The organism is Synechococcus sp. MIT S9508, from assembly GCF_047303045.1.
In the GTDB taxonomy this organism is placed as follows: Bacteria; Cyanobacteriota; Cyanobacteriia; order PCC-6307; family Cyanobiaceae; genus Synechococcus_C.
Window position 1 is genome coordinate 1195732 of the sequence record NZ_CP138941.1, and the last position, 26724, is coordinate 1222455.

The 26724-nt window shown below is 56.1% G+C and carries 31 protein-coding genes and 1 tRNA gene; 10 read left to right on the top strand and 22 right to left on the bottom strand.

Annotated elements, in window-relative coordinates; all coding sequences use genetic code 11:
• Positions 1 to 98: 98 nt before the first annotated feature.
• Positions 99 to 314, bottom strand: a complete 216-nt coding sequence (locus SIB42_RS06180; RefSeq protein WP_156485073.1) for a hypothetical protein — start codon at positions 312 to 314, stop codon at positions 99 to 101.
• A 16-nt stretch (positions 315 to 330) separates the two neighbouring features.
• Positions 331 to 609, bottom strand: a complete 279-nt coding sequence (locus SIB42_RS06185) for a DUF3104 domain-containing protein (protein WP_156485074.1) — start codon at positions 607 to 609, stop codon at positions 331 to 333.
• Between the two features lie 182 nt (positions 610 to 791).
• On the opposite strand from SIB42_RS06185, the gene SIB42_RS06190 reads away from it, so the two are divergent.
• Both SIB42_RS06190 and SIB42_RS06195 read left to right on the top strand, forming a co-directional pair.
• Positions 792 to 968 carry a hypothetical protein gene (locus SIB42_RS06190; protein ID WP_156485075.1) on the top strand — a complete coding sequence of 59 codons (177 nt, stop codon included), beginning with the start codon at positions 792 to 794 and terminating at the stop codon, positions 966 to 968.
• A 2109-nt stretch (positions 969 to 3077) separates the two neighbouring features.
• On the top strand, positions 3078 to 3560 hold the full coding sequence (locus SIB42_RS06195; RefSeq protein WP_156485076.1) for a hypothetical protein: 483 nt from the start codon (positions 3078 to 3080) through the stop codon (positions 3558 to 3560).
• 617 nt (positions 3561 to 4177) lie between these two features.
• Here the strand turns inward: SIB42_RS06195 and SIB42_RS06200 are convergent.
• Both SIB42_RS06200 and SIB42_RS06205 read right to left on the bottom strand, forming a co-directional pair.
• On the bottom strand, positions 4178 to 4714 hold the full coding sequence (locus tag SIB42_RS06200) for a hypothetical protein (protein WP_067092701.1): 537 nt from the start codon (positions 4712 to 4714) through the stop codon (positions 4178 to 4180).
• 125 nt (positions 4715 to 4839) lie between these two features.
• Positions 4840 to 5046: a hypothetical protein gene (locus tag SIB42_RS06205; protein WP_231856325.1), complete on the bottom strand. Its 207-nt coding sequence runs from the start codon at positions 5044 to 5046 to the stop codon at positions 4840 to 4842.
• Here SIB42_RS06205 and SIB42_RS06210 point away from each other — a divergent pair.
• The 3 genes from SIB42_RS06210 (at position 4973) to SIB42_RS06220 (ending at position 6689) form a co-directional block, all read left to right on the top strand.
• Positions 4973 to 5173, top strand: coding sequence for a hypothetical protein (locus SIB42_RS06210; protein ID WP_231856286.1), 201 nt, complete (start codon positions 4973 to 4975; stop codon positions 5171 to 5173). The genes SIB42_RS06205 and SIB42_RS06210 overlap by 74 nt on opposite strands.
• Before the next feature lie 311 nt (positions 5174 to 5484).
• Positions 5485 to 6120, top strand: coding sequence for a phosphoribosyltransferase family protein (locus SIB42_RS06215; protein ID WP_067092703.1), 636 nt, complete (start codon positions 5485 to 5487; stop codon positions 6118 to 6120).
• A gap of 116 nt (positions 6121 to 6236) precedes the next feature.
• On the top strand, positions 6237 to 6689 hold the full coding sequence (locus tag SIB42_RS06220; protein WP_067092704.1) for a hypothetical protein: 453 nt from the start codon (positions 6237 to 6239) through the stop codon (positions 6687 to 6689).
• A 964-nt stretch (positions 6690 to 7653) separates the two neighbouring features.
• On the opposite strand, the gene SIB42_RS06225 is transcribed toward SIB42_RS06220, so the two are convergent.
• Positions 7654 to 7727, bottom strand: a tRNA-Arg gene (locus SIB42_RS06225).
• 67 nt (positions 7728 to 7794) lie between these two features.
• Between SIB42_RS06225 and SIB42_RS06230 the strand changes: the two genes are divergently transcribed.
• Positions 7795 to 8568, top strand: coding sequence for a DDE transposase family protein (locus tag SIB42_RS06230; protein WP_067092707.1), 774 nt, complete (start codon positions 7795 to 7797; stop codon positions 8566 to 8568).
• A gap of 1 nt (position 8569) precedes the next feature.
• On the opposite strand, the gene SIB42_RS06235 is transcribed toward SIB42_RS06230, so the two are convergent.
• Positions 8570 to 8797: a hypothetical protein gene (locus tag SIB42_RS06235; protein WP_067092708.1), complete on the bottom strand. Its 228-nt coding sequence runs from the start codon at positions 8795 to 8797 to the stop codon at positions 8570 to 8572.
• Between the two features lie 24 nt (positions 8798 to 8821).
• The gene (rsmI, locus tag SIB42_RS06240) at positions 8822 to 9688 is read right to left on the bottom strand and encodes a 16S rRNA (cytidine(1402)-2'-O)-methyltransferase (protein WP_067092709.1); all 867 of its coding nucleotides are present in this window, start codon (positions 9686 to 9688) and stop codon (positions 8822 to 8824) included.
• 23 nt (positions 9689 to 9711) lie between these two features.
• Here rsmI and SIB42_RS06245 point away from each other — a divergent pair, with 23 nt between their 5' ends.
• The gene (locus SIB42_RS06245) at positions 9712 to 10629 is read left to right on the top strand and encodes a 3'(2'),5'-bisphosphate nucleotidase CysQ (protein ID WP_067092710.1); all 918 of its coding nucleotides are present in this window, start codon (positions 9712 to 9714) and stop codon (positions 10627 to 10629) included.
• A gap of 9 nt (positions 10630 to 10638) precedes the next feature.
• On the opposite strand, the gene SIB42_RS06250 is transcribed toward SIB42_RS06245, so the two are convergent.
• The 14 genes from SIB42_RS06250 to sppA form a co-directional block, all read right to left on the bottom strand.
• Positions 10639 to 12804, bottom strand: coding sequence for a polyribonucleotide nucleotidyltransferase (locus SIB42_RS06250; RefSeq protein WP_067092712.1), 2166 nt, complete (start codon positions 12802 to 12804; stop codon positions 10639 to 10641).
• A gap of 160 nt (positions 12805 to 12964) precedes the next feature.
• On the bottom strand, positions 12965 to 13267 hold the full coding sequence (gene rpsN, locus SIB42_RS06255; RefSeq protein ID WP_067093113.1) for a 30S ribosomal protein S14: 303 nt from the start codon (positions 13265 to 13267) through the stop codon (positions 12965 to 12967).
• Positions 13268 to 13310: 43 nt separating this feature from the next.
• On the bottom strand, positions 13311 to 14393 hold the full coding sequence (locus SIB42_RS06260) for a M50 family metallopeptidase (protein WP_067092714.1): 1083 nt from the start codon (positions 14391 to 14393) through the stop codon (positions 13311 to 13313).
• Between the two features lie 19 nt (positions 14394 to 14412).
• Positions 14413 to 15690: a serine--tRNA ligase gene (serS, locus tag SIB42_RS06265; protein WP_067092717.1), complete on the bottom strand. Its 1278-nt coding sequence runs from the start codon at positions 15688 to 15690 to the stop codon at positions 14413 to 14415.
• 59 nt (positions 15691 to 15749) lie between these two features.
• Entirely contained in the window at positions 15750 to 15911 is a 162-nt protein-coding gene (locus SIB42_RS06270) for a hypothetical protein (protein ID WP_170951744.1), read from the bottom strand.
• Between the two features lie 72 nt (positions 15912 to 15983).
• Entirely contained in the window at positions 15984 to 17483 is a 1500-nt protein-coding gene (locus tag SIB42_RS06275; RefSeq protein WP_067092719.1) for an AAA family ATPase, read from the bottom strand.
• Positions 17476 to 18024, bottom strand: coding sequence for a YceD family protein (locus tag SIB42_RS06280; protein ID WP_067092721.1), 549 nt, complete (start codon positions 18022 to 18024; stop codon positions 17476 to 17478). Before SIB42_RS06280 ends, SIB42_RS06275 begins: the two co-directional genes overlap by 8 nt.
• Positions 18021 to 19160, bottom strand: coding sequence for a membrane protein insertase YidC (yidC, locus tag SIB42_RS06285; RefSeq protein WP_067092723.1), 1140 nt, complete (start codon positions 19158 to 19160; stop codon positions 18021 to 18023). The genes SIB42_RS06280 and yidC overlap by 4 nt, the downstream gene beginning before the upstream one ends.
• 75 nt (positions 19161 to 19235) lie before the next feature.
• Entirely contained in the window at positions 19236 to 19658 is a 423-nt protein-coding gene (locus tag SIB42_RS06290) for a PH domain-containing protein (RefSeq protein ID WP_067092726.1), read from the bottom strand.
• Entirely contained in the window at positions 19655 to 20056 is a 402-nt protein-coding gene (rnpA, locus tag SIB42_RS06295) for a ribonuclease P protein component (protein WP_067092728.1), read from the bottom strand. Before rnpA ends, SIB42_RS06290 begins: the two co-directional genes overlap by 4 nt.
• Before the next feature lie 18 nt (positions 20057 to 20074).
• Positions 20075 to 20212, bottom strand: coding sequence for a 50S ribosomal protein L34 (gene rpmH, locus SIB42_RS06300; protein ID WP_074159280.1), 138 nt, complete (start codon positions 20210 to 20212; stop codon positions 20075 to 20077).
• Positions 20213 to 20265: 53 nt separating this feature from the next.
• Positions 20266 to 20853, bottom strand: a complete 588-nt coding sequence (locus SIB42_RS06305; RefSeq protein WP_067092730.1) for a DUF2808 domain-containing protein — start codon at positions 20851 to 20853, stop codon at positions 20266 to 20268.
• A 99-nt stretch (positions 20854 to 20952) separates the two neighbouring features.
• Positions 20953 to 21333: a chorismate mutase gene (gene aroH / locus SIB42_RS06310; protein ID WP_067092732.1), complete on the bottom strand. Its 381-nt coding sequence runs from the start codon at positions 21331 to 21333 to the stop codon at positions 20953 to 20955.
• The gene (gene sppA / locus SIB42_RS06315) at positions 21330 to 22142 is read right to left on the bottom strand and encodes a signal peptide peptidase SppA (protein ID WP_067092734.1); all 813 of its coding nucleotides are present in this window, start codon (positions 22140 to 22142) and stop codon (positions 21330 to 21332) included. The genes aroH and sppA overlap by 4 nt, the downstream gene beginning before the upstream one ends.
• A 53-nt stretch (positions 22143 to 22195) precedes the next feature.
• On the opposite strand from sppA, the gene SIB42_RS06320 reads away from it, so the two are divergent.
• From SIB42_RS06320 to SIB42_RS06330, 3 genes are read left to right on the top strand one after another with little or no spacing between them, the layout of a single operon-like run.
• Positions 22196 to 23158 carry a DMT family transporter gene (locus SIB42_RS06320; RefSeq protein WP_067092736.1) on the top strand — a complete coding sequence of 321 codons (963 nt, stop codon included), beginning with the start codon at positions 22196 to 22198 and terminating at the stop codon, positions 23156 to 23158.
• Positions 23155 to 24258 (top strand): glycosyltransferase family 4 protein, encoded by a 1104-nt coding sequence (locus SIB42_RS06325; protein ID WP_067092738.1) that lies wholly within the window; start codon positions 23155 to 23157, stop codon positions 24256 to 24258. The genes SIB42_RS06320 and SIB42_RS06325 overlap by 4 nt, the downstream gene beginning before the upstream one ends.
• A complete protein-coding gene (locus tag SIB42_RS06330; RefSeq protein WP_067092740.1) occupies positions 24258 to 26114 on the top strand; it encodes an ArnT family glycosyltransferase in 1857 nt (618 codons plus the stop codon). Before SIB42_RS06325 ends, SIB42_RS06330 begins: the two co-directional genes overlap by 1 nt.
• On the opposite strand, the gene SIB42_RS06335 is transcribed toward SIB42_RS06330, so the two are convergent.
• Positions 26108 to 26653: a DUF721 domain-containing protein gene (locus SIB42_RS06335; RefSeq protein ID WP_067092742.1), complete on the bottom strand. Its 546-nt coding sequence runs from the start codon at positions 26651 to 26653 to the stop codon at positions 26108 to 26110. The genes SIB42_RS06330 and SIB42_RS06335 overlap by 7 nt on opposite strands.
• Between the last annotated feature and the right edge of the window lie 71 nt (positions 26654 to 26724).

The following is a 26724-nucleotide window of genomic DNA, read 5'->3' on the forward strand; positions in this document are numbered from 1 at the left end:
CAAGGAAGCAGTCTCTTCCCATTCCAGATTGGGGGTAAACCGGTTGCATCGAAGATTTGATTGAATTCATCAAAATTTTTTTGTAGATCCTGTGGTTGTCATGTTTGTTCTGAAGCGTGGAATTTTGATGAGTTTTTCAATGGTGCTTTCTCCATACATCTTTCGAACGATTGTGTTAATAGTGTTTGTTTTTCCCAGCCTTTTTGGCCTGAAACAACCATTAGAGATGACAGTGCAATGAGAAGCACGATTCCTAAAACTAAGGTTGGACGACCTGGATGATGCTTGTTATTTTGCTCTTTCTGACTGCTCATTTAGCGTCATTCACGTTCATCCTCTGACCAGTGGCACAACTTTGTTCTGTTCCATGCCTGCAAGGCTTAATCGTGTTGTCTGTTCGGCCTTGACATGTCGAAGCTCCCCACTGTCGGTATCGACAACAGCCAACATCTTCACACCGTGAATTTCATTGAATTGATCTGGATTTCCAACGATCCATCCCATCCACCAGTCAGTATCAGTTGGGTCAGGATTGAGCGTTGACTGCACGAGAACCAAGTCTCCTGCTTTGACCCCGATAAAGGGAGGTCGGTTATTCCTTGATGGCATGGCTCTCCAGCTTTGCTGTTCAGAACCTCACAACCTGATGTCGCCAAAGGCGTAGATGTTTTCTAAGGTCTGAATTTGGAAAGGGCCATAAGCATTAGAACCTATTCAAAGATTGAGTACTGTTGTTTCGCAGGCATGCTTCATCTTTTCTCTACAATGAGTTGCCTTAAGAGTTGATCCCCATGCTGACCAACGACGAACAAGAAGAGCTGCTCGCCGCAGAAAAGCGTCAATTTCCTGGCAATGCTGATCTTGGTCGTGTCGATACCCAAAAGGCGACCATTCTCGGTCAGGCTTGGGTCAAGTGGCGTCGTGCAGAGATTCAGCGTGAGGCATCCTCTCAGGGTGAGCCATCTTGACCTCAGTTATTGACGAATCGGGTGTCTGAGAACCCCTCGCCTTGCTGAATTGGCTTTCTACGAATTGTGTTCAGATCAAGATTGCGAATGTTTTGTTGACTGATAGCCATCGTTTTGTGCCTCGCTTTTGATTGAGCCTCTGGCCTTAACCGTGCTTCGTATGTTGTTCGAGGAGCGTGTGTATTGCTCTGCCTGGCATCCTCTGACTTGAGTGGCCAAACTTTGTTGGATGACACAGCCCCACTTGTCACGATCGGGTTTTGACTGTTCCCAGGACTTTCTTATGGCAGCTGGTTAGGCCTAATGGCTCAACGCCAGAGGGATCAGATGGCTACTCAGGCAGTTCGTCAAATTCAGTCCGAGAAGATTGGATGGATTTGCGGACACCGTCGTGTTGTGTGTGTAACTTTTGATGGAGGACCGTTGGAAGACCATGGCTTTTGAAGCGAAGGACAAGACTGAGAGGTTTATGGATGCCGCTAAGGAGCGTGCTAGGGCAGCGATGCATGAGACCTCTCCCAAGCTGACGTCTCTTGAGAAGGGGATGCTGAAGGCTCTGAAAAGCCGTCAGCGACCTGTTAAGCACAATCAAAAGACCACGGTCCGAGGTTGAGCTGCTGTTGAAGCACCCCTTGATCAGCTGGAGTGTTGCAGCTAAATCCTGATGTCACCGAACTCAGATGAGAGTTCGGTGACTCATCCTCCTGTTTTCAGGACTAGAAGGATTTGCTGATGATTCCGCCTGAGCACTGTCTCCGTCACCCCCTCTAACATCAGTAGTTGTTGTGATCAGACTTGCACCAACTTTTTATTCAAAAGTAACGTGCTGATCATGATTCACCGTTCAAAACATAAATTGTGCCTTTATTTTTTTGCGGCGAATCGCGTCTCAGCGAATTCCAGTACGAATCATTTCAGCAACATTATGACCATTCGTAAGTTGAGCTAATTCACATAAACATGAATGTGAATTAATTGGCGACTTTATTTGGGCGCCGAACTTTTGCGATTTCTAAATAATTTCAGTTTTGCAATGCTAATAATTGATGCAATCTTTTGATATTAAGATGCTTTGAAAAATGGACTTATCGCATCGCGACTCGGCGGTGAATCAAGAGCAGGTCTGCGATATCGAGTTTTTCCATTTCTTCCAAGAGCTCTTCGTAGTTCAAGGTTGACGTCGCTTGGGCTGAACTTTGCGAGTTGACCATCTGATATCAACCTTAGATTATTAACAAAATAGTCGAACCGTAACGGTTTGTAAACGGTCAAATGTTGCAGCGTTGACCAGCGTGGCCTTTGAAGGAGTTTTTGCGCATGCAGAGCAGTCGCCCTGTGGCGCTTGTGACAGAGGCTTTCCATCGCATGCTCAGTGCAGGTCAGCATGACGTTTCAGTGTGCTCAAGGTCCTGAGTTATTGAAGCGATAAAGCGCTTCTGGTTCGGTCGCACACCCCATAGGTCAGAACTGGTGATCTTTCTTGTGGGTGTCTTTGCAATGCCAGAACCCAAAACACCATCATTCCCAGACGTGCCCGCACACGGCTGTCATCGGTTGAGGCATTGAAGACAGGTTGATCGTCTCGAGAATGGATGTTGGGAATCATTGCTCTCAATTGAGGACGGTCTTCTATCACGCCTGGTTTTAGGTCGATGTGCCGAATTGGGCTCCTGCGGTGCTTCCGGCTGTTTTTGTTGCACGTCAACTTGCCAGCCTTGCTTGTTGAGCCTTTTGGCTCCGATGGATGCTTGTTCCCTTGGCACTTCAACGAGGCGGAATGCCTCACCTTTGCTGCAATACAGCCTGGTTTGTCCAATCACAGCCTTGCCTCTCGATGTTTGAACACAGCCAATTCGCCTCATACCTTGTCTCGAGCAAGGTCCTAAAGGCGAACTTGCTTGGAGGCCTTTCCCAGTTCGTCAGCGACCACTAGCGCGCATCAACTGACAGGTTCTGAATTGAACGTCACCACGATAAAGGCAATATTTCCACTACATCTCTTGAATGTGCTTCAAATGAAAGAGCAAGTATTCAGTGGGGCCACAATGATAAGAATGTGGGCTTCACTCGTATCGCTTTGGTAAGCTGACTGCAAGAGCAAGGCCTTGGTTGTTCATCGAGCCAATGATGAAATCGCTGTTCATCACCCTGCTTTCGACCAGTCTTGTGGGATGCTTTTATTCATCTGAGCAGAAAGCAAAAGAAGCCTGTGAAAAGTGGAGAGTGAAGCGAGCTGAAGTTACGATTGCTAGCTTCAGAGATGAGCAGCCAGCTCAACCAGTTGATAGAGCCAAAGAGTTGGAACTCGCTTTGAGTGCGATCGACAAGGAAGATTTAAGCTCTTACAGAGATGCCGAAAAGTTTCGCGCAGAAACAAGAGCATTCCAGATTGATTTTTTCGCTGCTCTTGTGGAGGAGGATCAGAAGGGTCTTGAAATGATTGATCATCAAGTCACTGCCCGCTGGTGCAGAACAGACAGCGCGATCAGCCAAATCCTCGGTTATGAAAATAAAAAAGTTATCACAAGCGTCTGGCAGAATAAGCAAGGAGCAAAAGGCAAGGGTGAAGTGGCTAAGCGCTACCGTTATTGATTTCAGCAGATCATTGACCAGTGTTATTTGATTGGGTTGGCAGGGTGAATTGTTGGCATTCTTTCTGGGTACTATTTTGAGTTAAATGCTTCTGTCGCTGGCATCGCTTCATTCTGTTTACTGGTGTTGGTCATCATTCCTTGAGCGATTGCCAGTAGGCCCATGAGTACGCCCAGAGATAAAGCGGTCAGCATTAGTCTGTTTGTGGTCATTGATCTGCACTTCTTTAATCAGCTTTGTTGCTTGCTTGGTAGTCTTTCTGTAATGTCAGGCCTGCCATGAACCAATTGTTTGCGGAAATTTCAAGAATTGTAGGCCTTGCTGTTTGTCTACAGTTGTACGGTCTTGTACATACTCTTGCCGCTAATTATGGTACCGATGAAAATAAAGCAAAGAAGATTGAAAGAGATGGTTTCTTTTCCAGTCATACCTGGAAGGTGGCGTTGGGTGGAGCTGTTTTCTTTTGGGTCTTGGTATTCAACTGGGGTAAAACGTGCCTCAAGGCTTAGGTTTTAGTCATTCCCTGCGAGCGGCTTGATGTCTTCGACCACTTCATTCTGTTGGCTGTGAAACTCTTCTTGCTCTTGGGTCTCTGATCTTCGCTGACTCGCCGGTTTTTAGTTCTTGGATGGAATTTGGAATAGTGCTTTGGCATTTTCAGCTAACTTGTGCCAGTCGGCTACATGCTCGGCATAGCTATTCCAAATGTTGTCTTCAATGCGAAGGCTAAGAATTACTTCTCCTGATTCAGATGTGATCTTCAGTCTGATTCCTCCATTCCGATGAAGAACCCATGCTCCATCGCTATTTTCTAGGTCGATAAGGGCATCGTGCTTTTCTTTTGTGATGCACTTAGTCGTTAATTTGTATTTAGTGCAGTAATCAGCCAGTGCCATGAGTTCTGAAATTCCATTCAACCTGTGCATCCGCTGAATGGTTTGAAGTCTCTTTTCAATGCAGTTAGCGGTTTGGTGCCACTCCATATCTTTCCAATGGCTTTTCTCTTGTTTAGCTATTACTGCTTGCTGGTTGAGTGCAACGTGAGAGCAGCCTCGGGCAGGCAACAAAAAAGTGTTCCCGGTACTCCCGAAAACCCCGTAACGACTGACGCCCCCTGATGGATTCGAACCATCGATCGACTGCTTAGAAGGCAATTTTGAGCCCAGTCGTAGCACGGGTTTTCACGGCTATGACTGGCTTTTTAATGCCTGTGGTCGATTGGGGGTGACCCTGAAAAGGGCATTACTGGAGCCATCTCAGGCAGTGGCTCCAGTTCGTTTCAGGATCGACCGACTTCCTGTTGAGCAGTCGGTCTTTCGCTTGGTGGGCAGACGGTTTCGCCAGACTTCACCAATGCCCAATAAGGAAAGCCCACTCGTCGATAGGCACGCACCGAAGAACGCGTCGGCTGGTTGCTGAATGACCAGCAGGGGAATGTCTGCAGCTTCACGAATGATTCGCCCACTCCGCATGGCCAGTGGGTCATCGTCCAGACCCGAGCATTACGCGGCAGTAGTCAGCCAGTCATCAGACCGATACTCAGGCACAACGCAATCGAAGTCTGCGAGACCATGCAGAAGTTAGACGGGTGGAAGCGGTGTCAGCCCAGGTGATCCCGGACTGCTGAAAACAGGTAGTTTCACCGATGTTCTGGCTGATACAGCGCGGTTAGAAATGACACGAGGTCAGAGGTCACCGGGAGTCACCTCAACGACCTTCAGGGGCCCAGGGGGGCCCCTTCTTAATGGAGCTTTGCGGAAAAGCATTGCCGCTTGGTAGGTCCGCTTAGTGCACTAGTGGGGTTTTTTGTTTGTCTTCAGTGGGCGGGTCGGGGCGCGGGGAGTTTGAAGACAATCATGTAGGCCTGTGATGGTTCAATCCATACAGGATTGCCAAGCTTGGGGCATGTTCGCGTGCCGTGACGATGCCTAGCCAGTCAACACAACAAGCAACAAGAAGAATTCTGGAGTCCAGTGGAACACTGATCAAAAATGATCACTTTGTTTATGCATCGGGAGACCATGGATCTGGATGGATCGCGAAGGATCTCATTAATTTGAATCCTAAATTGGCCTATGAATTAGGACAATTGCTCGGCCAAGAAATTCATCGTCATGGCTTACAGCCTGATGTTGTCTGTGGACCTGCAATTGGCGGTGTCATTTGTGCTCAATACACAGCACTGGCGCTTGGCAGCCGCTGTGTATTCACTGAACGAGTCATTAATGAAGAAGGGAAAACCATTGACTTTGAAATAAAGCGTGGTTACGTCGAGGCCATCAAAAATCAATCTATTCTGATTGTTGATGACATTATCAACACAGGCTTTTCAGTGCAGCTTACTTACCAAGCCATAGCACAAGCTGGTGGTAACCCACTTGGAATTGCAGCTTATGTGAATAGAGGTAATGTTGGAGCGCAAGAGCTTGGGGTGAAAAATTTTATTTATCTCGATGAAATCAGTCTTCCAGCATGGCCTGAAGAGGCCTGCCCGCTTTGCGAAGCTGACATGCCCGTCAATGTTAAGTACGCACATGGAGCAGAATTTATCAAGCGATGACAAGTCCCTTATCCTTTTAAAAAAAGCTTGAACTGTCGATCATTCTATTTGGCTTTTGAATTTCTCTATAGCACTATGTATTGCGATTTCCTGAGTCAGCGATATCCCAAAATAATTTGAATGACAAAGATCTTGCCAAGATCCGGTACAATAAAAAATCGCTCCGTGCTTTTGCCATGCAGATCACTCGTAATTACGTTGATAATGCTATTCAATTGCTTGAAATTGGTGCTATCGATCAGTTCCTAGCCAATTATGTTGCGGAGAACGTCCAATGGATTATAACAGGCTCAAGTGTCCTTGCTGGTGTTTATACGTCTAGGATTGAATTCATCAATACTGCGATCTCAAGGCTAAAGTCTTCATTGGATGGAGGCATTCAGTGGAGGGTAAACAATGTCATCATGGATGGCTCCTTCGCTGTTCTGGAGATGACCTCCAAGGCTGTTTCTAAAAACGGTGAGCCTTACAACAATCAGTATGTTTGGATATTAGAGTTTGACGGCAAAATGTTTCACAAGGTGCGGGTGTATTTTGATGATATTTTGGTAGATAAAATTATTAAATAAATTGCAACTAAGCCGACAATGGTTTTGCCAGCATCAGGGTGCGATAGCAGTAAAAGTTTAAAGCTTTATTTGCTTGACCTCCCCACTCATATTGAACGAATGAAGCTGTTCTCTCCTCTCTCTGCCGCTGTTGTTGTCGACGCTTCATTCATTACTGTAAATCTCGTTAAAGCTCTGTATAATCATTCCTTCTCCTCTGACGTTTTAAGTGGATGCCGCTGCACTGATAGCAAAGGCTGCTACATGAATATTCAAAGTGATCTGCTTGATGCATATACAACTCGCCGTTAATGATTAGCGAATACCCTTGTCGGGAAGCCTGAAGCCATGACAGCGAGGCTGAGAGCTATACAAGACCCGAAAGGGGAAAGCAGGGGAAGTTGAGTATTCGCTATCGATCTCCCGTTAAAACACTTCAAACCAATCAAGCCACGATTCATGCGTGAGCTGGGGGGGCTTAGTTGTTCGTAGCATTGGGCTTGGTCTGATATTGAGCCAGTAGGCTGCAAAAAGAAAAAATCAGTCAACCATGTATCAAAAAATACTAGGCATTCTTGCTCTGTCTTTTGTCATCGTTGGATGTAACATTGACATGAGCAACCTTAAGGATTGCAAGGACAAAGACGGCAACCCACTGCCAGAATGGGTGTGCCGAAAAGGAGCCTCTGACAGCGAGTCAGGTGAATAAAAAAGACGCGCTCTTCTGTCGGGAAATCTGAAGCCGTCGCGTTGTGGCTGAGAGCTATACAAGACCCGAAAGGGGAAAGCAGGGGTCGTTGAGTAGTCGCTATCGATCTCCCGACAAAACAACACCGCACCAATAAAAGCTTATTTTCCCAGTGCTGGCCTGGCTTTAACCGCCATTGGACGCTTTAGGTGGGACGTGCCCGGCTTTGAGCACAGTTTTGGGCACAAAAAATAAAAACGGCTTTCAGCAAAGGCTGAAAGCCGTTCCAATGACTGACGCCCCCTGATGGATTCGAACCATCGACCGACTGCTTAGAAGGCAGTTGCTCTATCCAGCTGAGCTAAGGGAGCCTCCTAGGCATTCTTGCAGTCAAACCAAAGAGCTGCATCTAAGGTTGAAGGCTGCTCAAATTGCTCCATGGCACCCAGCCGGCTTACTGACAGTCAAAAGCAGGAGCTTTTAGTCCGTTATCGCTCCGGCGAGTCCAGCGCTGTCCTCGCTGCGTTTTACGGATGCAGTCCCAACACGGTCAGCCGCACGGTTCGCGCTCTGCTGACTCCAGAGCAATACGACGAACTCAAGTCAGTGCGCGCTCGCGCTGCCACAACCACACCCGAGGCTGATCCCGTGGGTGCCCCTGAGCTGCCTGAAGCTGCAAAGGGTCCTGGGCAACTCTCTGAGCGGTTTGTTGAGCCTGAGCAGTTGGAGGCAGAAGAAGGCGATGGCAGTGCGCCGCTCGCCCTTGATGATGCCGATGATTTTGGAGGCGACGATGCTGATGATGTCGGTGATGACGAGGCCTTCGATGGGACATCGGATGATGTCTTTCAGGAGATCGCCGTTCTGCCTGTGGATCTACCGCAAGTCAGCAGGGAGCAGGTCAGCTGTCGACCTTTTGCCGCCGGTGTGCTCCCCGATAGTGTGTACATGCTGGTGGACAAGACCGTTGAGCTGGATCCAAGGCCGCTCAGTGAGTTCCCTGAATTGGGTGTTCTGAATCCAGAGGAGCTGGTCCGCCAGGCCCTCTGCCTGTATTCCAGCCCACGTTCTGCAAAGCGTCAGTGCGGACGTAGTCAGCGCGTGATCAAGGTTCCTGATACCAAGGTGTTTGAGAGCACGTCTCGCCACCTGCTTGCCAGGGGAATCACCCGCCTCCTGCTCGAAGGTGCCTTGTATTCACTCGACGCCTGATTCAACGTTGTGAGTTCGGCATCAACACCACTGCGAGGCTGCCACCGCTGATCACTCCCAGCACAGTGCTGACGCCAACAATGAACCCTGCAGGGAGTGGGGCTGTCGTCCCAGCGCCCAGTTTCAGCCTGTAGCGCTCACTCAGGTTCTGTGCTCCAAGGCAAAGCACGACAAGCAAGGCGACACTGCCGCCCAGGGTGATCAGCAGCAGTCTCAGGCGCAGCAACATGCCGCGGGTTCAGCGAAGCTTTGCTCAGTCTGCCTGTTTCTGCTCCTCATGCAGTAGTGCGTAGAGCTCACGTCGTGATCTTCCGGCGCTCTTGGCCAGATCCTTCGCTGCATCACTGGGCTTCATGCCTTGCTCGATCAGTGCTGCGAGTTGCTCGCGGCATTGAGCGTCATTCATGGCGACTTGTGCCTGTTGCGGAGCCCCACCCAGCACCAGGGTGAATTCACCCTGGGGAGGTTGTTCTTTGAAATGCGTCAGGGCCGCGATCACGGTTGGTCCCACCTGTTGTTCATGTCGCTTGGTCAGTTCACGGGTCACCTGTAGAGCCCGTTGATCACCACAGAGTTCCTGGAGTTCTTCCAGCAGTTTCATCATGCGATGGGGAGCCTCGTAAAGCACGGTGGTGCGTTGTTCTGCAACCACTGCTGTCAATCGTTCGCGTCGCTCGCGCCCCTTGGCAGGCAGAAACCCTTCAAAGCAAAAGCGGCCACTGGGAAGGCCACTGCTGACCAGCGCTGTGGTGGCAGCGCAGGGGCCGGGAATACAGATCACGGCATGGCCGGCTTGTCGTGCTGCAGCCACAAGGTCTTCTCCAGGGTCACTGATCCCGGGTAATCCGGCATCGCTAATTACGGCAACGCTGTGGCCGCTGCTGAGTTCATTCAGCAACTGGGGAATGCGGCTGTGCGTGTTGTGCTGATGAAAGCTGCAGCGGCGCGCTTTCGATCCCAGGGCTGTGAGCAGTTGTCCGCTATGGCGGGTGTCTTCGCAGGCAATCATGTCTACGGCGATGAGCAGCGCCCGTGCTCTCGGTGAAAGGTCACCCAAATGACCTATCGGTGTGCCCACCAGATACAGAACACCAGCTTCCGGTTCGGCGCGCTGCTTCACAATGGCTCCGCCCAGATCACTCCATGATGCCGACTGCGATGAACCTGCCTGCCGGCATCAGTCAGGACAGCCTTCTAGAGGCACTGCGCCCTCTCTGCTGGGGAGCTGCAGACATCCTGCGGGCCTATGCCCGCGGTGAGCAGCCTCCCCATGGCTTTTCACGGGCACTGAGTGTTGACCATGGTGGTGAGGGACCTGTTTCTGCGGCGGATCTGGCCGTGAATCAATGGTTGCTGGAGGGTCTGCATGCAGCGTTTCCTGATGCTGGTTGGACCTTGCTCAGCGAGGAGACGGCCAAGGAGCAACTCACTGAGGGCGAGCCATTGCCTGCCGAATGGCTCTGGATTCTCGATCCTCTGGATGGCACCAAGGATTTTTTGCAAGGCACTGGTGAATACGCGGTGCATCTGGCGCTGGTGCAGGGTCAGCGTCCGGTGCTGGGTGTGGTGTTGCTTCCGGAGGCGGATGAGCTGTGGTTCGGTCTGGTGGGTGATGGCAGCTGGTGTGAAAATCGCACCGGTCAGCGCGGCCCCGTGCGCTTCAGCGACCGCAATGCTGAGGGAGAACTGATCATGGTGGCGAGTCGCAGTCATCGGGATAATCGCCTGGAGCGACTGATCGCGGCTCTGCCTCTCGCCGGCTCCAAGGCAGTCGGCAGTGTGGGCTGCAAGGTGGCCACCATCCTGCGCGGTGAGACCGATCTCTACATCTCGCTCTCAGGCAAAAGTGCTCCCAAAGACTGGGATATGGCAGCCCCTGAGGCCGTGTTGCTGGCGGCTGGTGGTGCCTTCACCCATGCGGATGGTCGACCGCTCTCTTACAACACCGGTGATGTGCGTCAGGCGGGTTGTCTGATTGCCAGCCATGGAAAAGCCCATGCCGCGCTTGAAAAGCGAGCGGCAGAGGTCATGCAGACAATCGATCCTGGTTTTCAGGTCTGAGGCTACCCCTCAGGAGAGGGGCGCAACAGGTGTTGGAGCAGGTTCCGGCTCCGTGTCTTCGCCGTTCTGGGGTACACCGCGCAGGGTCAGGTTGATCCGGCCTCGGTTGTCGATTTCGCGGACACGAACGGTGACCTCGTCGCCCACCTTCACCACGTCTTCAACCTTCTCGACCCGAGCCTCTGACAGCTGGGAGATGTGGATCATGCCCTCCTTGCCAGGAAGGATCTCCACAAAGGCGCCGATTGGAATGATCCGGGTGATCGAACCGCTGAACACCTCGCCCTCATTCACCTTGCGGGTGAGACCTTCGATGATCTTCTGAGCTTCGTCAGCCGCCGCACCGTCATGGGACGCGATGGTGACAATGCCGCTGTCTTCGATATCGATCTTGGTGTTCGTGCGCTCGGTGATGCCCTTGATCGTGCGGCCACCAGGACCAATCACGGTGCCGATCAGTTCCGGGTCAATGCGGAAGCTGAGCAGGCGAGGGGCATGGGGTGACATGCCATCACGGGGGGTGTCAATTGCCTCCAACATCTTTTCGAGGATGTGGAGACGGGCAGGACGCGCCTGGTTGATGGCCTCGGCAATGGTTTTGATCTCCAGACCGGTGATCTTCATGTCCATCTGCAGGGCGGTGATGCCCTTGTCGGTGCCGGCCACCTTGAAGTCCATGTCGCCGAGGAAGTCCTCGATGCCCTGGATATCAGTGAGGATTCGAACCTCTTTGCCCTCTTTGATCAGACCCATGGCGGCGCCGCTGACGGGTGCTTTCAAGGGCACACCGGCGTCCATCAGGGCCAGGGTGCTGCCGCACACTGAACCCATTGAGGTGGAGCCATTGGAACTAAGCACCTCACTCACCACCCTCACCACATAGGGGAAGGTGTCCTTCGCTGGCAGCACGGGCAAGATGGCCCGCTCGGCAAGAGCTCCATGGCCGATTTCGCGCCGGCCAGGGGAACGCATCGGTTTGGTCTCGCCCACCGAGTAGGGAGGGAAGTTGTAGTGATGGAGGTAGGTCTTCTCCGTGTTGGGGTTGAGATCGTCCATCTCCTGGGCATCGCTGGGTGTGCCCAGGGTTGCGGTCGACAGCACTTGCGTGAGGCCGCGCTGGAACAGGCCAGAGCCATGCACTCGCTTAGGCAGCACGCCGGCGGCCGCGCTGATTGGACGCACCTGATCGAGACTTCTGCCGTCAACACGCTTGCCGTCCTTGACGATCTGCTGACGCATCAGCTTCTTGGTCAGGGCTTTGAAGCTGGTGGGCAGTGCTTTGCCGTTGCCTGAAACCAGCTGACGGACGGGGTCGGAGTCCTTCAGGCCATCAATGGTTTCCGCTGTTTGATCACGGATGGCATCGAGCTTTTCGTCGCGCTCAGCTTTGCTTTGATCGAACTGGCTGAGCACATCGCCAATCGACTTACTGCAAGCCTTCTCCAGATAAACAGGCAGGGTGGTGTCTTCGCTGGGAGCCTCGGGCTTCACCTGCTCGATTCCAGCGTCTTTAAGGATCGACTCCTGAGCCTTGATAAGCTCACAGACAGCTTCGTAACCGAAGTCGATCGCTTCAATCACATCCCCTTCAGGCAGCTGATTCGCCCCGGCCTCAACCATCACCACGCCATCGGGGGTGCCGGCCACGACCAGATCGAGATCTCCGCGTTCGATCTCTCGAAAGCTGGGGTTGAGAACAAAGTCGTCGCCCAAGAGGCCAACCCGTACCGCGGCCATCGGTCCTTGGAAAGGAATGCCCGCTAACAGTGTTGCCATTGAAGCGCCAGTCACCGACAGCACATCCGCAGGGACGCGCTCATCGAGAGACATGCAGGTGGCCACGATTTGGATGTCGTCTCTCATCCAGCTGGGGAAGAGAGGCCGCATCGGCCTGTCGATCAAACGGCAGATCAGTGTGGCTCGCTCGGGAGGTCTGCCCTCGCGGCGCATGAAACTTCCTGGGATGCGCCCTGCTGCGTAAAGGCGTTCTTCGTAGTCGCAGATGAGGGGAAGGAAATCGATGCCTTCGCGCCCTTTGGATCGGGTGGCTGTGACGAGCACCGAAGTGTCACCGCATTCGATCATCACTGAGCCACCGGCCTGGGGGGCATACCGCCCCGTGGTCAACCGAATCTCCCGACCGTCAAAGGAGATCGACTGTGTCTGACCTTGCACTGTTGTTTATGTCTTTCTGTCAAGGTTGATTCTGGCACTTCACAGGATTGAAACGTCAATCCCACTGAATCCAATTTGAATCGCTCTGTGACATCCATCAAAAAAGGAGGTGTTCAAACACCTCCTCAACTGCATCACTTTTGAGCAAACTCTCGACAAATCACCAGCTCGACTTCACCACGCCAGGAAGCTCACCTTTGTGGGCACGCTCGCGCAGCTGATTGCGGCAAAGCCCAAAGTCGCGATAAACACCCCTGGGTTTGCCGGTGGCCCAGCAGCGGTTGCGCATACGGGTGGGTGCACTGTTGCGGGGTAGTGCCTGGATCTTGCGATGGATCGCAAGGCGCTCCATGGGGTCCTGCGCTGCGTTGAAGGCGGCCATCAGGGCAGTCCGCTTGGCTGAGAAGCGCTCAACCATCTTCTTGCGCTTCGCATCGCGGGCGATCATCGACTTCTTGGCCATGCAGCGAGTGAAAAGGAGCAGTTCAATCAGCAACCATACAGTTTCATTGGCCAATCAATTGACGCACCACCGGTAACTGGCTCGTGTCACGCACGATCAGCAACACACTGAGGCCGAGTACCAACAGCAGACTGGACTGCATCACAGCCAGCTGAAACCGTTCCGGCAGTGGGCGTCCGCGCAGACCCTCTAACAGGAGAAACACCAGCTGTCCGCCATCGAGCAGCGGCAGGGGCAAGGCGTTAAGGACGGCCAGGTTGATCGAGATCAGCGCCAGAAATAGGGCTAGACCCGAGCCTCCCTGACTCGAGAGCTGGGCTCCCATTTCCACAATTTTCACGGGGCCTGAAACCTGCTGAGCGGTGGCACCGAAATTGGTGAACAAGCCTGCATAGCCCGACACCGTTCTGCTGAAGAGCCCGCCGAACTGTTGGCTAGACACGCTGATCGCCTCCAGCAGCGAGCGCACGGGACGGGTGGAGCCGCTGACGACTTCCTGAAGCTGAGCGCCGATACGACCGACACCCTGCTGGTCGGCTGGCGTCAGCTGAAGCGGAGTGAGCACATCGTTACGCAATACCTGCAACTTGAGCGGCTGACCAGGGCTGTTGCGGATCGGGTCGACGGCGGCCTGGACGGCCGGCTCTCCACGGCCGAGATCAATGGCGTCGATCGACAGGATGCGGTCGCCAGGTTTGAGTCCAGAGAGAGCTGCCGGTTCACCGCCTTGCACGCTCATCACCATCACGCCTGGTCCTGGTTCTCCAGGAACTCCAGTGGTGGCGGTGTGTCCCACAAGAACCAACCAGGCCAGCAGCAGATTGGCCAGCACGCCTGCGCTGATCACCAAGATCTGCTGAGGAATCGGCCGGTTACGCAGTAGATCCGGATCATCTTTGGGAATGTCGCTCTCTTCATCGTCTTCGGGGAATGAAACGAACCCACCCAGGGGGAGCAATCGCAGGGCGTAGATCACGCCGCCCTGCTCGGTTTTGAGCAAGGCCGGCCCAAATCCCACGGAAAAGCCGTTGACGCGAATGCCCTGCAGTCGGGCAGCCAGGAAATGGCCCGCTTCATGAATGACGATCAACAGCCCCAGAGCCAGCAGTGAGGCCAGAACGTTCATGGAACCCGTTTCAGTCGGCTCATTCTGGCTGGATTCTGTCCCTACCGAAGTAAGGCACGAGTGCCTGAGGCAGCAACACACTGCCATCGGGCTGCTGACCGTTTTCAAGCAAAGCTGCCATGGTGCGGCCGATCGCCAGACCACTGCCATTCAGGGTGTGCACCAGCCGGGTGATTTTCCCTTCCTTGGTGCGGATCGAGGAACGCCGTGCCTGAAAATCACCGCAGACGCTGCAACTGGAGATCTCCCGGTAGGCACCGGCGCCTGCGAGCCACACTTCAAGGTCGTAGGTGCGCGACGCGGAAAATCCCAGATCACCTGTGCAGAGTTCCAGCACCCGGTAGGGCAGTTCCAGAGCCTGAAGCACCGCCTCCGCATCCGCCGTGATCTGCGCGTGAGCTTCGGCTGAGTGGTCGGGGTGCACAAACCAGTACAGCTCCACTTTGTTGAACTGGTGCAAGCGGATCAGTCCTCGGGTGTCTCGGCCGTAACTCCCCGCTTCCCTGCGGAAGCATGGGCTGTAGGCCACGTACTTCAGAGGCAGCTGATCTCCTGGAATGATTTCGTCGCGATGCAGAGAGGTGACAGGAACTTCTGCCGTGGGCGTTAGCCAGAGATCGTCCTCAGCACAACGGAAGCTCTCCTCAGCAAACTTCGGCAGCTGGCCTGATCCGGTGAGACTGGCGCTATTCACCAGTACAGGTGGCAGCACCTCTCGGTAGCCCTTGCTGCCATGCAGGTCGAGCATGAAGTTGATCAGAGCGCGCTCCAGGCGAGCGCCCTGGCCGAACAGGGTCACGAATCGGCTCTGGGCAATCCGCACGGATCGCTCGCTATCTAGCAAGCCAAGACGGTCAGCGATGGCCCAATGCTCTTCCAAGCCCTCTTGTTGGCGTGGGACGCCCCAGCTGCGCACCTCGATGTTGTCGTTTTCATCCTTGCCATCAGGGCTGTCGGTCGATGGCAGGTTGGGAAAGGTGAGCAGCTGTTCCTTCAAGCGTGAGGCGAGCTGCTTCTCCTCGTCCTCGAGAACGGACACCTTCTGCTTGATGGCGTTGCCTTGCTGACGCAGATCGGCGACTTCAGCCCCTTTGGGATCGGCCCCGGCTTTGATTTTTTGCCCGACATCCTTGCCGATGCGGTTGCCCTCCGCCTGAAGAGTGCTGCGCTCTTCTTCGAGATCCCTTTGATGCTGTGCGATCTGCTGCAGAGGGCTGAGATCCACATTCAGGCCTCGGCGTTCCAGCTGAGTCGCAATCAGCTCAGGGTTCTCTCGCACCAGACGCTGATCGAGCACAGGGGTTCGGATGATCGCGCCGGCAGCCTAGGCGTCCGCTGTCAGAGCTCTGTTTGGGCTCAGAAAACCTGGCCAACCATCACAGCCGCCACGGCTGAGAACAGTGTGATTCCAAGTGCTGTGACTGGGTTCTGGCCTTGAGCGACGGCAACCGTGGTGATAACCCCGGCTCCAAGGCAGGCAGCTGCCAATTGGGTGGTGAGTTCAGAGGAACGGTTCAATTCCAGTCTTTCGACAGTTCCTGGAACTTACGGAGCCTGACTGGGTTCGTCTCGGGTTGAGGGGGTGGATTGTTACGCCGCGTCAGGGTTCGTTACGGCTCGCAATGATGCGGGTCTGGCCCGTCCGGCGCTGGCCCATTGCTTGAGGCTTTCCATCTGCTCCCAAGCCGTGCGTGACAGGGGCACAAGTTGCGATGCCGCCAGGATCATGTCACTTTCCGTGAGTTCACGGATATCGGCGAAGGCCAGGTGCATAGCTTCAATTACCACCTGTTCCAATTCAGCGCCGGAATAGCCGTCCGTGCGATCGACCACGGTTGACAGCGGCAGATTGAGGCCAGGGCGACGCCGTTGTAGGTGAAGGCTGAGGATGCTCAGACGCTCCTCTCTTGACGGCAGATCCAGCAGGAAAATTTCATCAAATCGTCCCTTACGCAGTAGCTCCGCCGGTAGACGCTCCACACCGTTCGCTGTGGCCACCACAAACACCGCAGAGCGTTTCTCTGCCATCCAGGTGAGCACGGTGGCCAGAACGCGCTGACTGGTGCCTCCGTCACTGCGGCTGTCATTGCCGAATCCCTTGTCGATCTCATCGATCCAGAGAACGCAGGGTGCCATCGCTTCCGCCCGCTGAATCATGTCGCGGGTTCTGGCTTCACTGGCTCCAACCAGTCCGGAGAAGAGTCGGCCCACATCCAGTCGAAGAAGAGGCATCGACCAGCTATGGGCGATTGCTCTGGCGGTGAGGGACTTGCCGGTGCCCTGTGGTCCCACCAGGAGCACTCCTCGAGGCAGGGGAAGTCCGAAGCGGCGTGCATCGTCGTTGAAGGCTCTGTGTCGTTGATCAAGCCAATGCTTGAGCGTTTCGAGCCCGCCGATGTCGCCAGGTGTTGCATCGGTTCGGCAGAACTCCAGCACTTCGCTGCGGGCCAGGGAAAGCCGCTTCTCCTCCAGCACATCCACCAGGTCCTCGCGGCTGAGTGATCCACGTTGTGCGAGTGCTTTGGCGGCCACATGCCTCACCCTTGCTTCGCTCAGGCCGCAGCAGGCATGAGTGAGTTCCTCGAGCACATCAGCCTCCAGGGCCCGACCGCTGGCTCTGGCGATGTTGGCCAACAGTGTTCGCAACTCCTGCTCCTGGGGCAAGGGCAGATCCATCAGCGTGAGGGCTTCATCCAGGTCGGCTGGGGGCGTCCATTGCCCGCAGGTCACGATCAAGGTGTGTGGCGTGGTTCGCAGTTGGCTGGCAAGGTTCCGCAGCATGCGGGCGATTCCCGGGTCCTCACAGAACCGGTGCACATCCTTGAGCAGCAGCAGGGTTGGACTGGAAGGGGAGCGCTCCTGCAGCCACTGCAGCACCGCCATCGGCTGTCGGGCACCCAGCTGTTCCTGGCCCAAGGCGCCACTGAGGCCTCCCACGAAATCCCAGCAGGTCAGTGTGCGATCGGGAAGTCGCTCCGAGGTCTGACGCAGCAGCGTTTCCACGCGCTCTTCCTCATGGCTGCGGATCCAAATCAACGGTGTGCCTGATCGGATCAAGAGATCCAGCTGTGCGATCCAGTTATCAGTCATGGTTCGTCCCGTTGTGTTGCATCGACGACTGCAGATCCTTCAGGGCCTGCCAGCGGGGATCAGGTGTTGTCTCCTTGCTGGTTGAGGAAGTGTCCGATGATGTTTGCGGCATTCCTGGGCAATGCTCCCCGCAGCGATTGACGACCGACATCTGAAGGCTGAGCTGTTCGAAAACCCAGCGTTCCGGTTCGAAATCACCTCGCGGGTTCAGGCACTCCATGAGGCCATCGGGTGAAGTCGGATCGAGCCCCTCTTCGGCGAGATGATCGTCGCTCGGTTCTTGGCCCAGCCAGATCAGTTCTTTGGAGACAGCGCTGAGCTGTTGGTTGAAATGACCGAGGCAACGATCGCAGCGCAGGCAGACGATGGTCTGCACCGACCCTTCAACCTCGAGGAGATTGCCGAGATGTTCTGCCCTGAGAGTGCCTCGCACGGGGGTGAGGCTGGGCATCTCATCGAGTTGACCATCCACTGACCAGACCCTGGAGGTTCCCAGAGCTTGTAGCTCCCTGAGCGGTACCGGCTCAAGGCCGGGAATCATTTGTTGCCGCCCTTTGGCTCGAAAGGCAAACGGCTTCCAGGGACGCCACCGGCGGCGGCTGGTGCCGGTTGCTGCTTGAGCTGTTCGTCAAGGATGGCCTGGAGATTGTCTGGTAAAGCCTCACGGGTTAACAGGAAGGTCTGCAGGGCTTGGAAGATATTGGCAATGACCATGTAAAGCAGAACGCCGGCCGGCAGAGGGAAGAACAAGAACATTCCTGTGATCATCACCGGAGTGATCTTGTTGGCTGTGGACTGCTGCGGATTCGCAGGCATGCCCATCCCTGAAAGCAGCTGGGAAATGAACAGGCTCAGACCGAAGGAGCCCACGAGGATGGCGATATCCCAGTTGACGGCTCCGTCGGTGTAGAAGCCCACCTGTCCAAGAGCCTTGATGAACAGGAAACCGCTGCGGGCGGCCAGACCGGGGATCTTGCCCTCAACGGTCGCATCACCAGGAGCCAGCGCGGTGATCTCTCCAGCTTTGGAGACCGACACGATCGATTCGCCTTTGGTGACCGTCCAATCAGGCAGGAAAGACTTGCCGTTCTCGACCCCGTCCAAGACCTCTGCGAACGGCTCTCCGCTCTTGGTCTGGAGCTGGATCTGGACGTTGTCACCAGTGCCGATCTTGGTTCCACCGGGCAGGCTGGCGATCACGGGGACGTGATCAGTTTCCGTAACGAAAATCGAATGGCTCGCGCTGCTGAACGGTTTTGGCTCCACCGCCGCGATTTGCTCGGCGGGCAGCACTTTGAGATTGAGGGTGTAGGGAACGTCCGCGAACGGTGATCCACGCAGCGTGGCGAATAATGCAAACAGAATCGGCATCTGCACCAAGAGGGGCAGGCAACCGGCCAGCGGGCTGCCGAATTCCTTCATCAATTTGCCCAACTCCTCCTGCTGTTTCTGAGGATTGCTGGCGAAGCGGGACTTTATCTCGGCCTGCCGCTTCTGCATCACCGGCTGGGCGATGCGCATGCGCCGTGCGCTGCGGATGGATCCTGCGCTGAGCGGAAACAGAGCCAGGCGGATCACCACCGTGAGAGCCACGATCGCGAGCCCGTAGCTGGGCACCAGTCCATAGAAGAAATCCAGGATCGGCAGCAGCAGATTGTCGGAGATGTAACCGATCACGATGGCGTTCCGATGGGCGGTGAAGGGTGATGCCAGTGTGCAACAGCGTCGAGGCCGTTGCGTTGACGCTCAGGATTAGGCAGCGAAGCCTTTGCTTGGAATGCTGTCAGTGCTGGAACCGTTGGATTCGGGCCTGCTTTTGATGCGTTCCTGGATGTAGGTCTCGACCTGACGGAAGTTCGGCATCGAACGAAGCTCCAGTCGTGATCCATCCGTGAGCACGAGAACCATGTCTCCCCATGCGCCAAAACCACGGGGTACGCAGCGCACCTCGCGGATCTGGCTGTAGACCACCTGGCTGCGGTCCTTGCCCATCCAGCCGCCGCTCACGGACACCCGTCGACTGGTGATGCGGAAGCGCAGCCACAGAGTCCTCACGATGGCCCCCACGGTGAATGGCAGGCCAATCAGGGTGAAGCCCAGAAGAACGTTGAAGATGAGATCTCCTTTTGCAGGGCCGCCCTCGTAGAAGGTGTCTTCCTGTATTGAGCTGGTCATGACTTCAGGCCCGCCTGTACAAGCAATCTGTCGCATTCTTCCAGCAAGTCGTGATCCTCTGTGGCTGCTCCAGGCTTCAAACTGACCAGAACCCAGGCGCTGGCGTGCTCTGGTGCGTGTTCGAATCTTGAACGCAGGTGATCGTGCAGCTGTCGCCTCAATCGATTCCTGATCACGGCGCGCTTACTCACCTTGCTGCTGATCACCACAGCCACTCTGCAGGTTTCAGGAGTACTCGGGCTGACCGACGCCATCGGAGTCGCCGGGCGTTTGAGCAAGGAATGTTGGGCTGAAGCCTTTCTCAGCACCATCAAGGTGCCGTGGAAGCGTTTGCCTTTTCGATGCAGATGGTCAAAACAGCGATGGCCGCGCAGACGCATGGATGCCGGCAGGACCATCGAAGCAATCCGAACCAATCAAACGGACAGGCGTGAACGTCCGCGCTTGCGGCGGCTGCGAATCACACGACGTCCAGTGTGCGTACGCATGCGCACTCTGAAACCGGAAACGCGCCTGCGCTTGCGACTTGTGCCTCCGAGAGTTCGTTTCGTCATGGGATTTTTCCGGCACCCGGCATTTCGTCAAGGGGCGACTTTATCAGCCGGGGTCAGTCGATATCCACAAGCCAGCTGCCGAGGTAACCAGATATGGGAACGTCTCCGGGGGCTTGCGCTAGGGCATTGAACTGGAACATTCCCCCCTGGCTCGGGTTGAAGACGTTCATCACGACGGCGTAGGTGCCGCCAGTCGGGATCGGAGTGTCGGGAAAAACTTCGATCGCCGTTTGTTTCTCGTTGACTTCAAACACCGCCGGCAGCACTTCTGTGCATTTGCTTCGAGCGAGCACCCCTCCCAGCTTCATTTTGCAAAGGGATAAAGCTTCCGGACGGATTTTTGCATCGAAATAACTGGGAACAGTGATGCTTAGCTTGAGGATCGCGGTCTTGCGATCCTTCTTGCGCAGCATGAAGTAGTACTCAGAGCGATCACTTCGGCGTTGGCTGCTTTGTACGAAGTAGAGCTTGCGATAACCAGCGTCTGAATCCCATCTGAATTCCAGAAGGGAAGGTGTGTTCTGTGCAACGGCAGGCTTGATCAAGCTTGGCAGCAGAGCCGTTCCGCCGATGATTCCGCAGCCGATCAGAGCTGTCACACCAGCACTGAGTTTTGGACTGGGAGGAAAAAGTCGTTTCATCGTGATTCGGGAGCAGTCGGCGCGAATGCCGTGAGTCGTGAACGGATTGTCCTGAGAATCTTCCGAATGCAGGTGCTTCGGGGGTCGGCCCTTGATCTGTCAGTTGTGACCAGATCGGTCCGGGCGTAGACGCGCGGCTGACCTCAGGTACGGATGGTGCAGCTGCCGATCAGCAGGAATCCAGGCGTGGGCGAGTAGCCGGATGCAACGTGCAAGATCCCCCTGGACGACCATCTGCTGCACATCCAGAAGGGCCACGTCCTCCCAGCCTGATCGGTGGCGCGCCGCCGCTGCGGGAAAGCTGGCGTCCAGGTCGGAGGTCACGGAGAACGTCACCGAGACCAGCTGTTCGGGATCCAGACCGTTCTGATCCATCAGGGCATCCACCAGCTCGGCAACAGCCTCTCGAATGGCATTTGCGCTGTTATCAGCGCAGGTGGTGGCACCGCGCAGACCTCGCAGCAGCCGGGGGGCTGTCATGGTCTGTACATCCAGAGGGGTTGGCCGCTGAGCTCAAGTTCCGTGGTCAGTAACTGATCGAGTCGTAGCAGCAGACTTGATCCAGGTAAGCCCTGCAGGAGACGCTTGCGCGGCTTGCCAAGGGTCACCGGCCGGCAGCGCTCTTCATCAAGCTCAGCCAAACGGGCTGCCACCAATCGAGCCTGTTCCTCGTCGCCCAGTTCATCAACAAGGCCGAAATATTTGGCCTGTGCTCCACTGAACACCCGCCCATCAGCGAAGGTTCGGACCTTGTCCTTGTCCAACCCACGGCCCTCGGCAACGGCGCCCACGAATTGGTCGTAACTGCTGTCGATCAGGCTTTGGAGCAGCTCGCGCTCCTCCGGACTGAGGGCTCTATCAGGAGAAAGAATGTCCTTGAAAGCACCGCTCTTCACGGTTTCGAAGCGGACACCGACTTTCGCCAGCAGTTCCGAGAGGTTGTTGCCCCGCAAAATCACACCGATCGAGCCGGTGATCGTGCCGGGATTGGCCACGATCGAATCGGCTGCCACGCCGACATACACACCTCCTGAGGCAGAAATGTTGCCGAAGCTGGCCACAACCTTGCAGCCTTTTTCGCGCAGCCGCAGCAGAGCTGCATGGATTTCCTGACTGTCGCCGACTGTTCCCCCTGGACTGTCGATGCGCAGCAGGAGAGCTGGAAACTCCCGCTCCTGCACGTCGCGCAGAGCCTTCAGCACCCTGCGTCGTGTCGAGCCACTGATCGCGCCCTCAATGACGATGCGCGCCATGCGGCGTTTGGACTTGCGGCGCCACAGCCACCCCATGATCCTCTGTTCAACTCGCCGGATCTTAAAAAGGACCCTGTCGGCCTAATTCCATGACGACCCTGCAGCGCGGGCTGCTGATGGTGTTGCCCTTCGCTCTGTGGGGTACCGCAATGGCGGCTATGGCCCCTCTGGTGGAGTCGGGCGGGGCTCCTTTGGTGGCCTGTCTGCGTCTGCTTCCTGCTGGCATCGTGCTGCTGATCGCTGTGCCTTTTTTGGGGAGGCGGCTGAGCGTTGATCCTGCTGATCGTGGCTGGTTTCTGGTGTTCACTCTCGTGGATGCAATTCTCTTCCAGTTTTTTCTGGCCAAAGGGCTGCAGGGCACTGGTGCAGGCCTCGGATCAGTCTTGATCGATTCGCAGCCGCTGATCGTGGCTCTGCTCGCGCGCTGGCTGTTCGCAGAGTCGATCAATCCGATCGGCTGGATTGGCCTTGTGGTCGGACTGTCCGGCATCGTCTGTCTTGGAGTCCCGGCACCGCTGCTCCAGCACTGGTGGTTGCAGGCTGATCTTTCCGATCTGCAGACCGGCTGGCAGGACGGCACGGGCTGGATGCTGCTGGCGGCACTGGCGATGGCTCTGGGCACTGTGCTGTGTCGCTTCGCCTGCAAAAACAGTGATCCCGTGGCTGTTACCGGCTGGCACATGGTGTTGGGTGGAGTGCCTCTGCTCGTCTGGCATGGTCTCGACGCCAGCACAGCTCTGATCCCAGCTTGGTCGGCCCTCGACTGGGCTCAAATGGCCTATGCCTCGCTTCTCGGCAGTGCTCTGGCCTATTCCCTGTTTTTCTGGTTCGCGAACCGCGAGGACCTCACCGGTTTCAGTACGCTGGGCTTCCTGACGCCAGTGTTTGCACTCGTCTCCGGGGGAGTGTTGCTGGGAGAACGCCTCGACAGCCTGCAGTGGTTGGCAGTGCTGTTGGTGCTGATCTCTGTGCTGTTGGTGAGTCAGCGACAGCGCCTCTGGGAGCCCTGGGTATCGGCGTCGATCACGCGTCCTGGAGACCTGAAGGCATGACCGATCGTTCTCTAACTCTTGTGCTGGTTAGCACACCTGTCGGACAGCTCGGCAGCGGCCGGGGCGGTGGTGTTGAGCTCACGCTGGGATCGTTGGTGAAGGGCCTTGCCCAGCGTGACCATCGCCTGCACCTCGTTGCACCTGAAGGCTCCTCTTCACCGGTGAAGGATGAGCGAGTGACCCTCCACACCGTTGCGGGTGTTGATCAGCCGAGTTGGCAGCATGCGGACCGGAACGCTCCGATGGAGATTCCCAGTGATGCTGTGCTGCCTCGACTCTGGGATCGGGCGCTTGAACTGGCCAGCGATGTTGATGCATTCCTCAACTTTGGATACGACTGGCTGCCGTTATGGCTGACTCCCCACGTCGAGCCGAAGATTTTTCACCTGGTGAGCATGGGCTCCGTGTCTGCGGTGATGGACTGTGCTGTGGCCGATCTGGCGCGCTGGGATCAGCGCCGCCTCGCCTTTCACACCTGTCGGCAAGCCGACGACTTCGCCCTGATTGAGCCGCCTGAGGTGGTGGGTAATGGTTTTGATCTCTCCCGATATCAGCTGCAGTTCACAACGGATGGTCCACTGGGCTGGGCCGGACGAGTAGCGCCTGAAAAGGGGCTTGAGGATGCGGCATCGGTTGCGGCTCAGCTTGGTGAGACACTGCGTGTCTGGGGGCTGGTCGAGGACGACGCCTATGCCAGGCGCGTTGAGAGTGCTGTTCCAGCAGGAACAATTGAGTGGTGCGGCTTCAAGCCCACCGCAGAGCTGCAGCGTGAACTTGGCGGATGCAGAGCGCTGCTCAACACACCGAAGTGGAACGAGGCCTACGGCAATGTTGTGGTTGAGGCCTTGGCCTGTGGTGTGCCGGTGATCGCCTACGACCGCGGTGGTCCTGGAGAGATCATTCAGAACGGCGAAACCGGTTGGCTGGTGGCTCCCGATGATCGGGAAGCTCTTGCTAGAGCGACACTTCAGGCCTCGGCCATCGACCGTGTTGCCTGCCGCCGCTGGGTTGAGCGCTGCGCGAGTCAGGAGGGATTGGCCACTCGGGTCGAAGCCTGGATCCGCAGGGGACTGACACCAGGAGATGGCACCATCTCCTGATGACAGCGGATTCATCAGCTCCGACTTCTTCGGTCGTTCTTCCAACCGTTCGGCAGCGACGGCATGGAATGCTGCTCATCCTTGTGCTGGCAGTAGCGATCTTCTGCTGGAAGCTCGGCAGCACCGGTCTCGTTGATGAAACGCCTCCATTGTTCGCGGCGTCGGGCCGCGCCATGGCGGAGACCGGTGACTGGCTCACACCCAGGGTCAACGGCTTGCCTCGGTTCGACAAACCACCCCTGGTGTACTGGCTGATGGGCCTGGGATATGTCCTGCCGGCAGGGAGTGTCTGGGACCCTCTCGGCACTTGGGCGGCCCGTTTGCCTTCAGCCCTGGCCTCGGTGCTGACCATGCTCGCTCTTGGGGACACCCTGCTGCGTTATCCAGTGCGGGGCGATTCGTTTCCTCGTCGGACGGCCATTGCCGCATCCCTGGCTTTTGGCCTGTCTCCGCTGGTGCTGATCTGGAGCAGAACCGCTGTCAGTGATTCGTTGCTCACTGGAATGCTCGCTCTCAGCCTTCTCTGCCAGTGGCGCTGCTATGCGAGTGGATCGGGTCGGCGTTGGTGGCTTGCCTGGATTGTTCTGGCCTTCGCCGTGCTGACCAAGGGTCCGGTGGCGGTTGTGCTTACAGGCATCACCCTTGTGCTGTTCGCCTTGATTCGCCGGGATCTCTCAGGTCTGTGGACGTCTCTGAGGCCTTTGCAAGGACTTGTGATCACAGGCCTGATCAGTCTTCCTTGGTATGTAGCCGAGCTGCTGGTGGAGGGCCAGCCTTTCTGGGACAGCTTTTTTGGCTATCACAATCTTCAGCGACTTACCAGCGTTGTGAACGACCATCTGCAGCCCTGGTGGTTTTTCGGACCTGTGCTGGTGGTGGCGTCATTTCCCTTCACCCCGCTGCTGGTCTTTGGGCTGGGACGAGTGATTGCCGATTTCGCGGGAGGTGCTTCCTTGCGGCGCATTCCCGTCCGCGACAGCCTCGGTCATTTCGCCGGCTGCTGGTTGCTGGCGGTGTTTTTGCTGTTCACTGCAGCGGCAACCAAGTTGCCCAGCTATTGGCTTCCTGCCACACCTGCCGCCGCCTTGCTGATCGCTCTGACCGCTCTTCCCCCGTCTCTTCAGCAACGAAAGAGTTTGTGGATTGCTTGGTGTTCAACGGCGCTTTGCACAGTGATCCTGTCGTCTGGTCTGCTGGCATCGCCCCTTTGGATTCCACTGATTCAGGATCCGGAGATGCCCACCCTGCCGGCTGAGCTGCTGGCCAGTGGCTTGGTGATCAGGGCTGCGGTGTGTTTCGTGGTTGCCGTCCTGGTTGGAACCAGGAGTTTCTGGGGCGCTGTGCCCGGACGACTGCTGGCCTGGCAGGGACCCATGGTGCTGTTTCAGCTCATTGCGCTCGTGCCGATGATCCAGCTTGGGGACCGGGTTCGTCAGTTGCCGGTGCGCCAGGTCGCACAACAGGTTGTGGCGCAACGCCGGCCAGGGGAACCTCTGGCGATGGTCGGTGTGCTCAAGCCTTCACTCCACTTCTACACAGACCAGGTGGTGCTCTACGAAGGCCAATCCAAGTCTGCGTTCGTCAACCTCGCTGATCGTCTCAGCCGTGAGCAGCGACAAGGTTTCCAGGGTTTGCCTCGCACGGAGGTCGATGCGTCGCCCTCGGTGCTGGTTGTTATCAACCAGGGGACGGCAGCCAAGCAGCACTGGCAGGGCCTCAAGCCGCAAAAACTGGGGAGCGCCGGCATCTACGAGTTGTGGCGTTTGGACAGGTCTCGACTTGAGCAGCGTGCTGCGGATTTGCGCAAGGAGGGTGTGGATCTCACCTGGACAAGACCACGACCCGAGCGCTACTGATCGCGTTCAGCTGGTTCCGACAACTCGCTCAGCTCGATGCGGCGGCAGAAACTGCAATGGCCCCACTGGGCCATCTCTCCCATCGGTGAGGGTGTTCCACAACGTGGACATGCAGCGATGCCATGCACATCAATACGACTGGGATGGCGTTTCCACTCCTCGAGCGGATCTCCGACCACCTGACGCGGCGCAGGATGGTGTTGCTGAATCCGCAGATCGCGCACGGGATGGCCTGCGGCACGAATGGCTGCGAGCAGCTGCGGTTTGCTGTAAAGCAAGGCCTGGCGCCACTGGGGATGGCTGGCTCCCACGGTCAGCATTCCACTCCGCATGGCTAGCGGTTGGCAATGGCTGGAGAGTGGATCGCCCGCCAGTTTCGGCCAGTCTTGCCAGAGCGCAGCAAGTGAACCCTCCTGTCTCCAGCTGCTTTGGAGAGCCTCCAGACATCCGCTGATCGCCTGAACGGGTGCCGGTTCAGGTGGCATCAGCACTTCCCCTTTCCCGAAGCGGCGTCGCTGCGATTTCGGGGCCCGACCCATGCCAATTGCCGATTTGAGCCGACCTTAGGCAGGCACTGTTGATTTGCTCGCTACCCTCAAACTGCTGCTCG

Coding starts and splice junctions, on each gene's coding strand:
- SIB42_RS06180 (WP_156485073.1), bottom strand. CDS start 314: ATGAGCAGTCAGAAAGAGCAAAATAACAAGCATCATCCAGGTCGTCCA.
- SIB42_RS06185 (WP_156485074.1), bottom strand. CDS start 609: ATGCCATCAAGGAATAACCGACCTCCCTTTATCGGGGTCAAAGCAGGA.
- SIB42_RS06190 (WP_156485075.1), top strand. CDS start 792: ATGCTGACCAACGACGAACAAGAAGAGCTGCTCGCCGCAGAAAAGCGT.
- SIB42_RS06205 (WP_231856325.1), bottom strand. CDS start 5,046: ATGACCCACTGGCCATGCGGAGTGGGCGAATCATTCGTGAAGCTGCAG.
- SIB42_RS06215 (WP_067092703.1), top strand. CDS start 5,485: ATGCCTAGCCAGTCAACACAACAAGCAACAAGAAGAATTCTGGAGTCC.
- SIB42_RS06230 (WP_067092707.1), top strand. CDS start 7,795: ATGGCACCCAGCCGGCTTACTGACAGTCAAAAGCAGGAGCTTTTAGTC.
- SIB42_RS06235 (WP_067092708.1), bottom strand. CDS start 8,797: ATGTTGCTGCGCCTGAGACTGCTGCTGATCACCCTGGGCGGCAGTGTC.
- SIB42_RS06245 (WP_067092710.1), top strand. CDS start 9,712: ATGATGCCGACTGCGATGAACCTGCCTGCCGGCATCAGTCAGGACAGC.
- rpsN (WP_067093113.1), bottom strand. CDS start 13,267: ATGGCCAAGAAGTCGATGATCGCCCGCGATGCGAAGCGCAAGAAGATG.
- SIB42_RS06260 (WP_067092714.1), bottom strand. CDS start 14,393: ATGAACGTTCTGGCCTCACTGCTGGCTCTGGGGCTGTTGATCGTCATT.
- SIB42_RS06275 (WP_067092719.1), bottom strand. CDS start 17,483: ATGACTGATAACTGGATCGCACAGCTGGATCTCTTGATCCGATCAGGC.
- SIB42_RS06280 (WP_067092721.1), bottom strand. CDS start 18,024: ATGATTCCCGGCCTTGAGCCGGTACCGCTCAGGGAGCTACAAGCTCTG.
- SIB42_RS06290 (WP_067092726.1), bottom strand. CDS start 19,658: ATGACCAGCTCAATACAGGAAGACACCTTCTACGAGGGCGGCCCTGCA.
- rnpA (WP_067092728.1), bottom strand. CDS start 20,056: ATGGTCCTGCCGGCATCCATGCGTCTGCGCGGCCATCGCTGTTTTGAC.
- rpmH (WP_074159280.1), bottom strand. CDS start 20,212: ATGACGAAACGAACTCTCGGAGGCACAAGTCGCAAGCGCAGGCGCGTT.
- SIB42_RS06305 (WP_067092730.1), bottom strand. CDS start 20,853: ATGAAACGACTTTTTCCTCCCAGTCCAAAACTCAGTGCTGGTGTGACA.
- aroH (WP_067092732.1), bottom strand. CDS start 21,333: ATGACAGCCCCCCGGCTGCTGCGAGGTCTGCGCGGTGCCACCACCTGC.
- sppA (WP_067092734.1), bottom strand. CDS start 22,142: ATGGGGTGGCTGTGGCGCCGCAAGTCCAAACGCCGCATGGCGCGCATC.
- SIB42_RS06320 (WP_067092736.1), top strand. CDS start 22,196: ATGACGACCCTGCAGCGCGGGCTGCTGATGGTGTTGCCCTTCGCTCTG.
- SIB42_RS06325 (WP_067092738.1), top strand. CDS start 23,155: ATGACCGATCGTTCTCTAACTCTTGTGCTGGTTAGCACACCTGTCGGA.
- SIB42_RS06330 (WP_067092740.1), top strand. CDS start 24,258: ATGACAGCGGATTCATCAGCTCCGACTTCTTCGGTCGTTCTTCCAACC.
- SIB42_RS06335 (WP_067092742.1), bottom strand. CDS start 26,653: ATGGGTCGGGCCCCGAAATCGCAGCGACGCCGCTTCGGGAAAGGGGAA.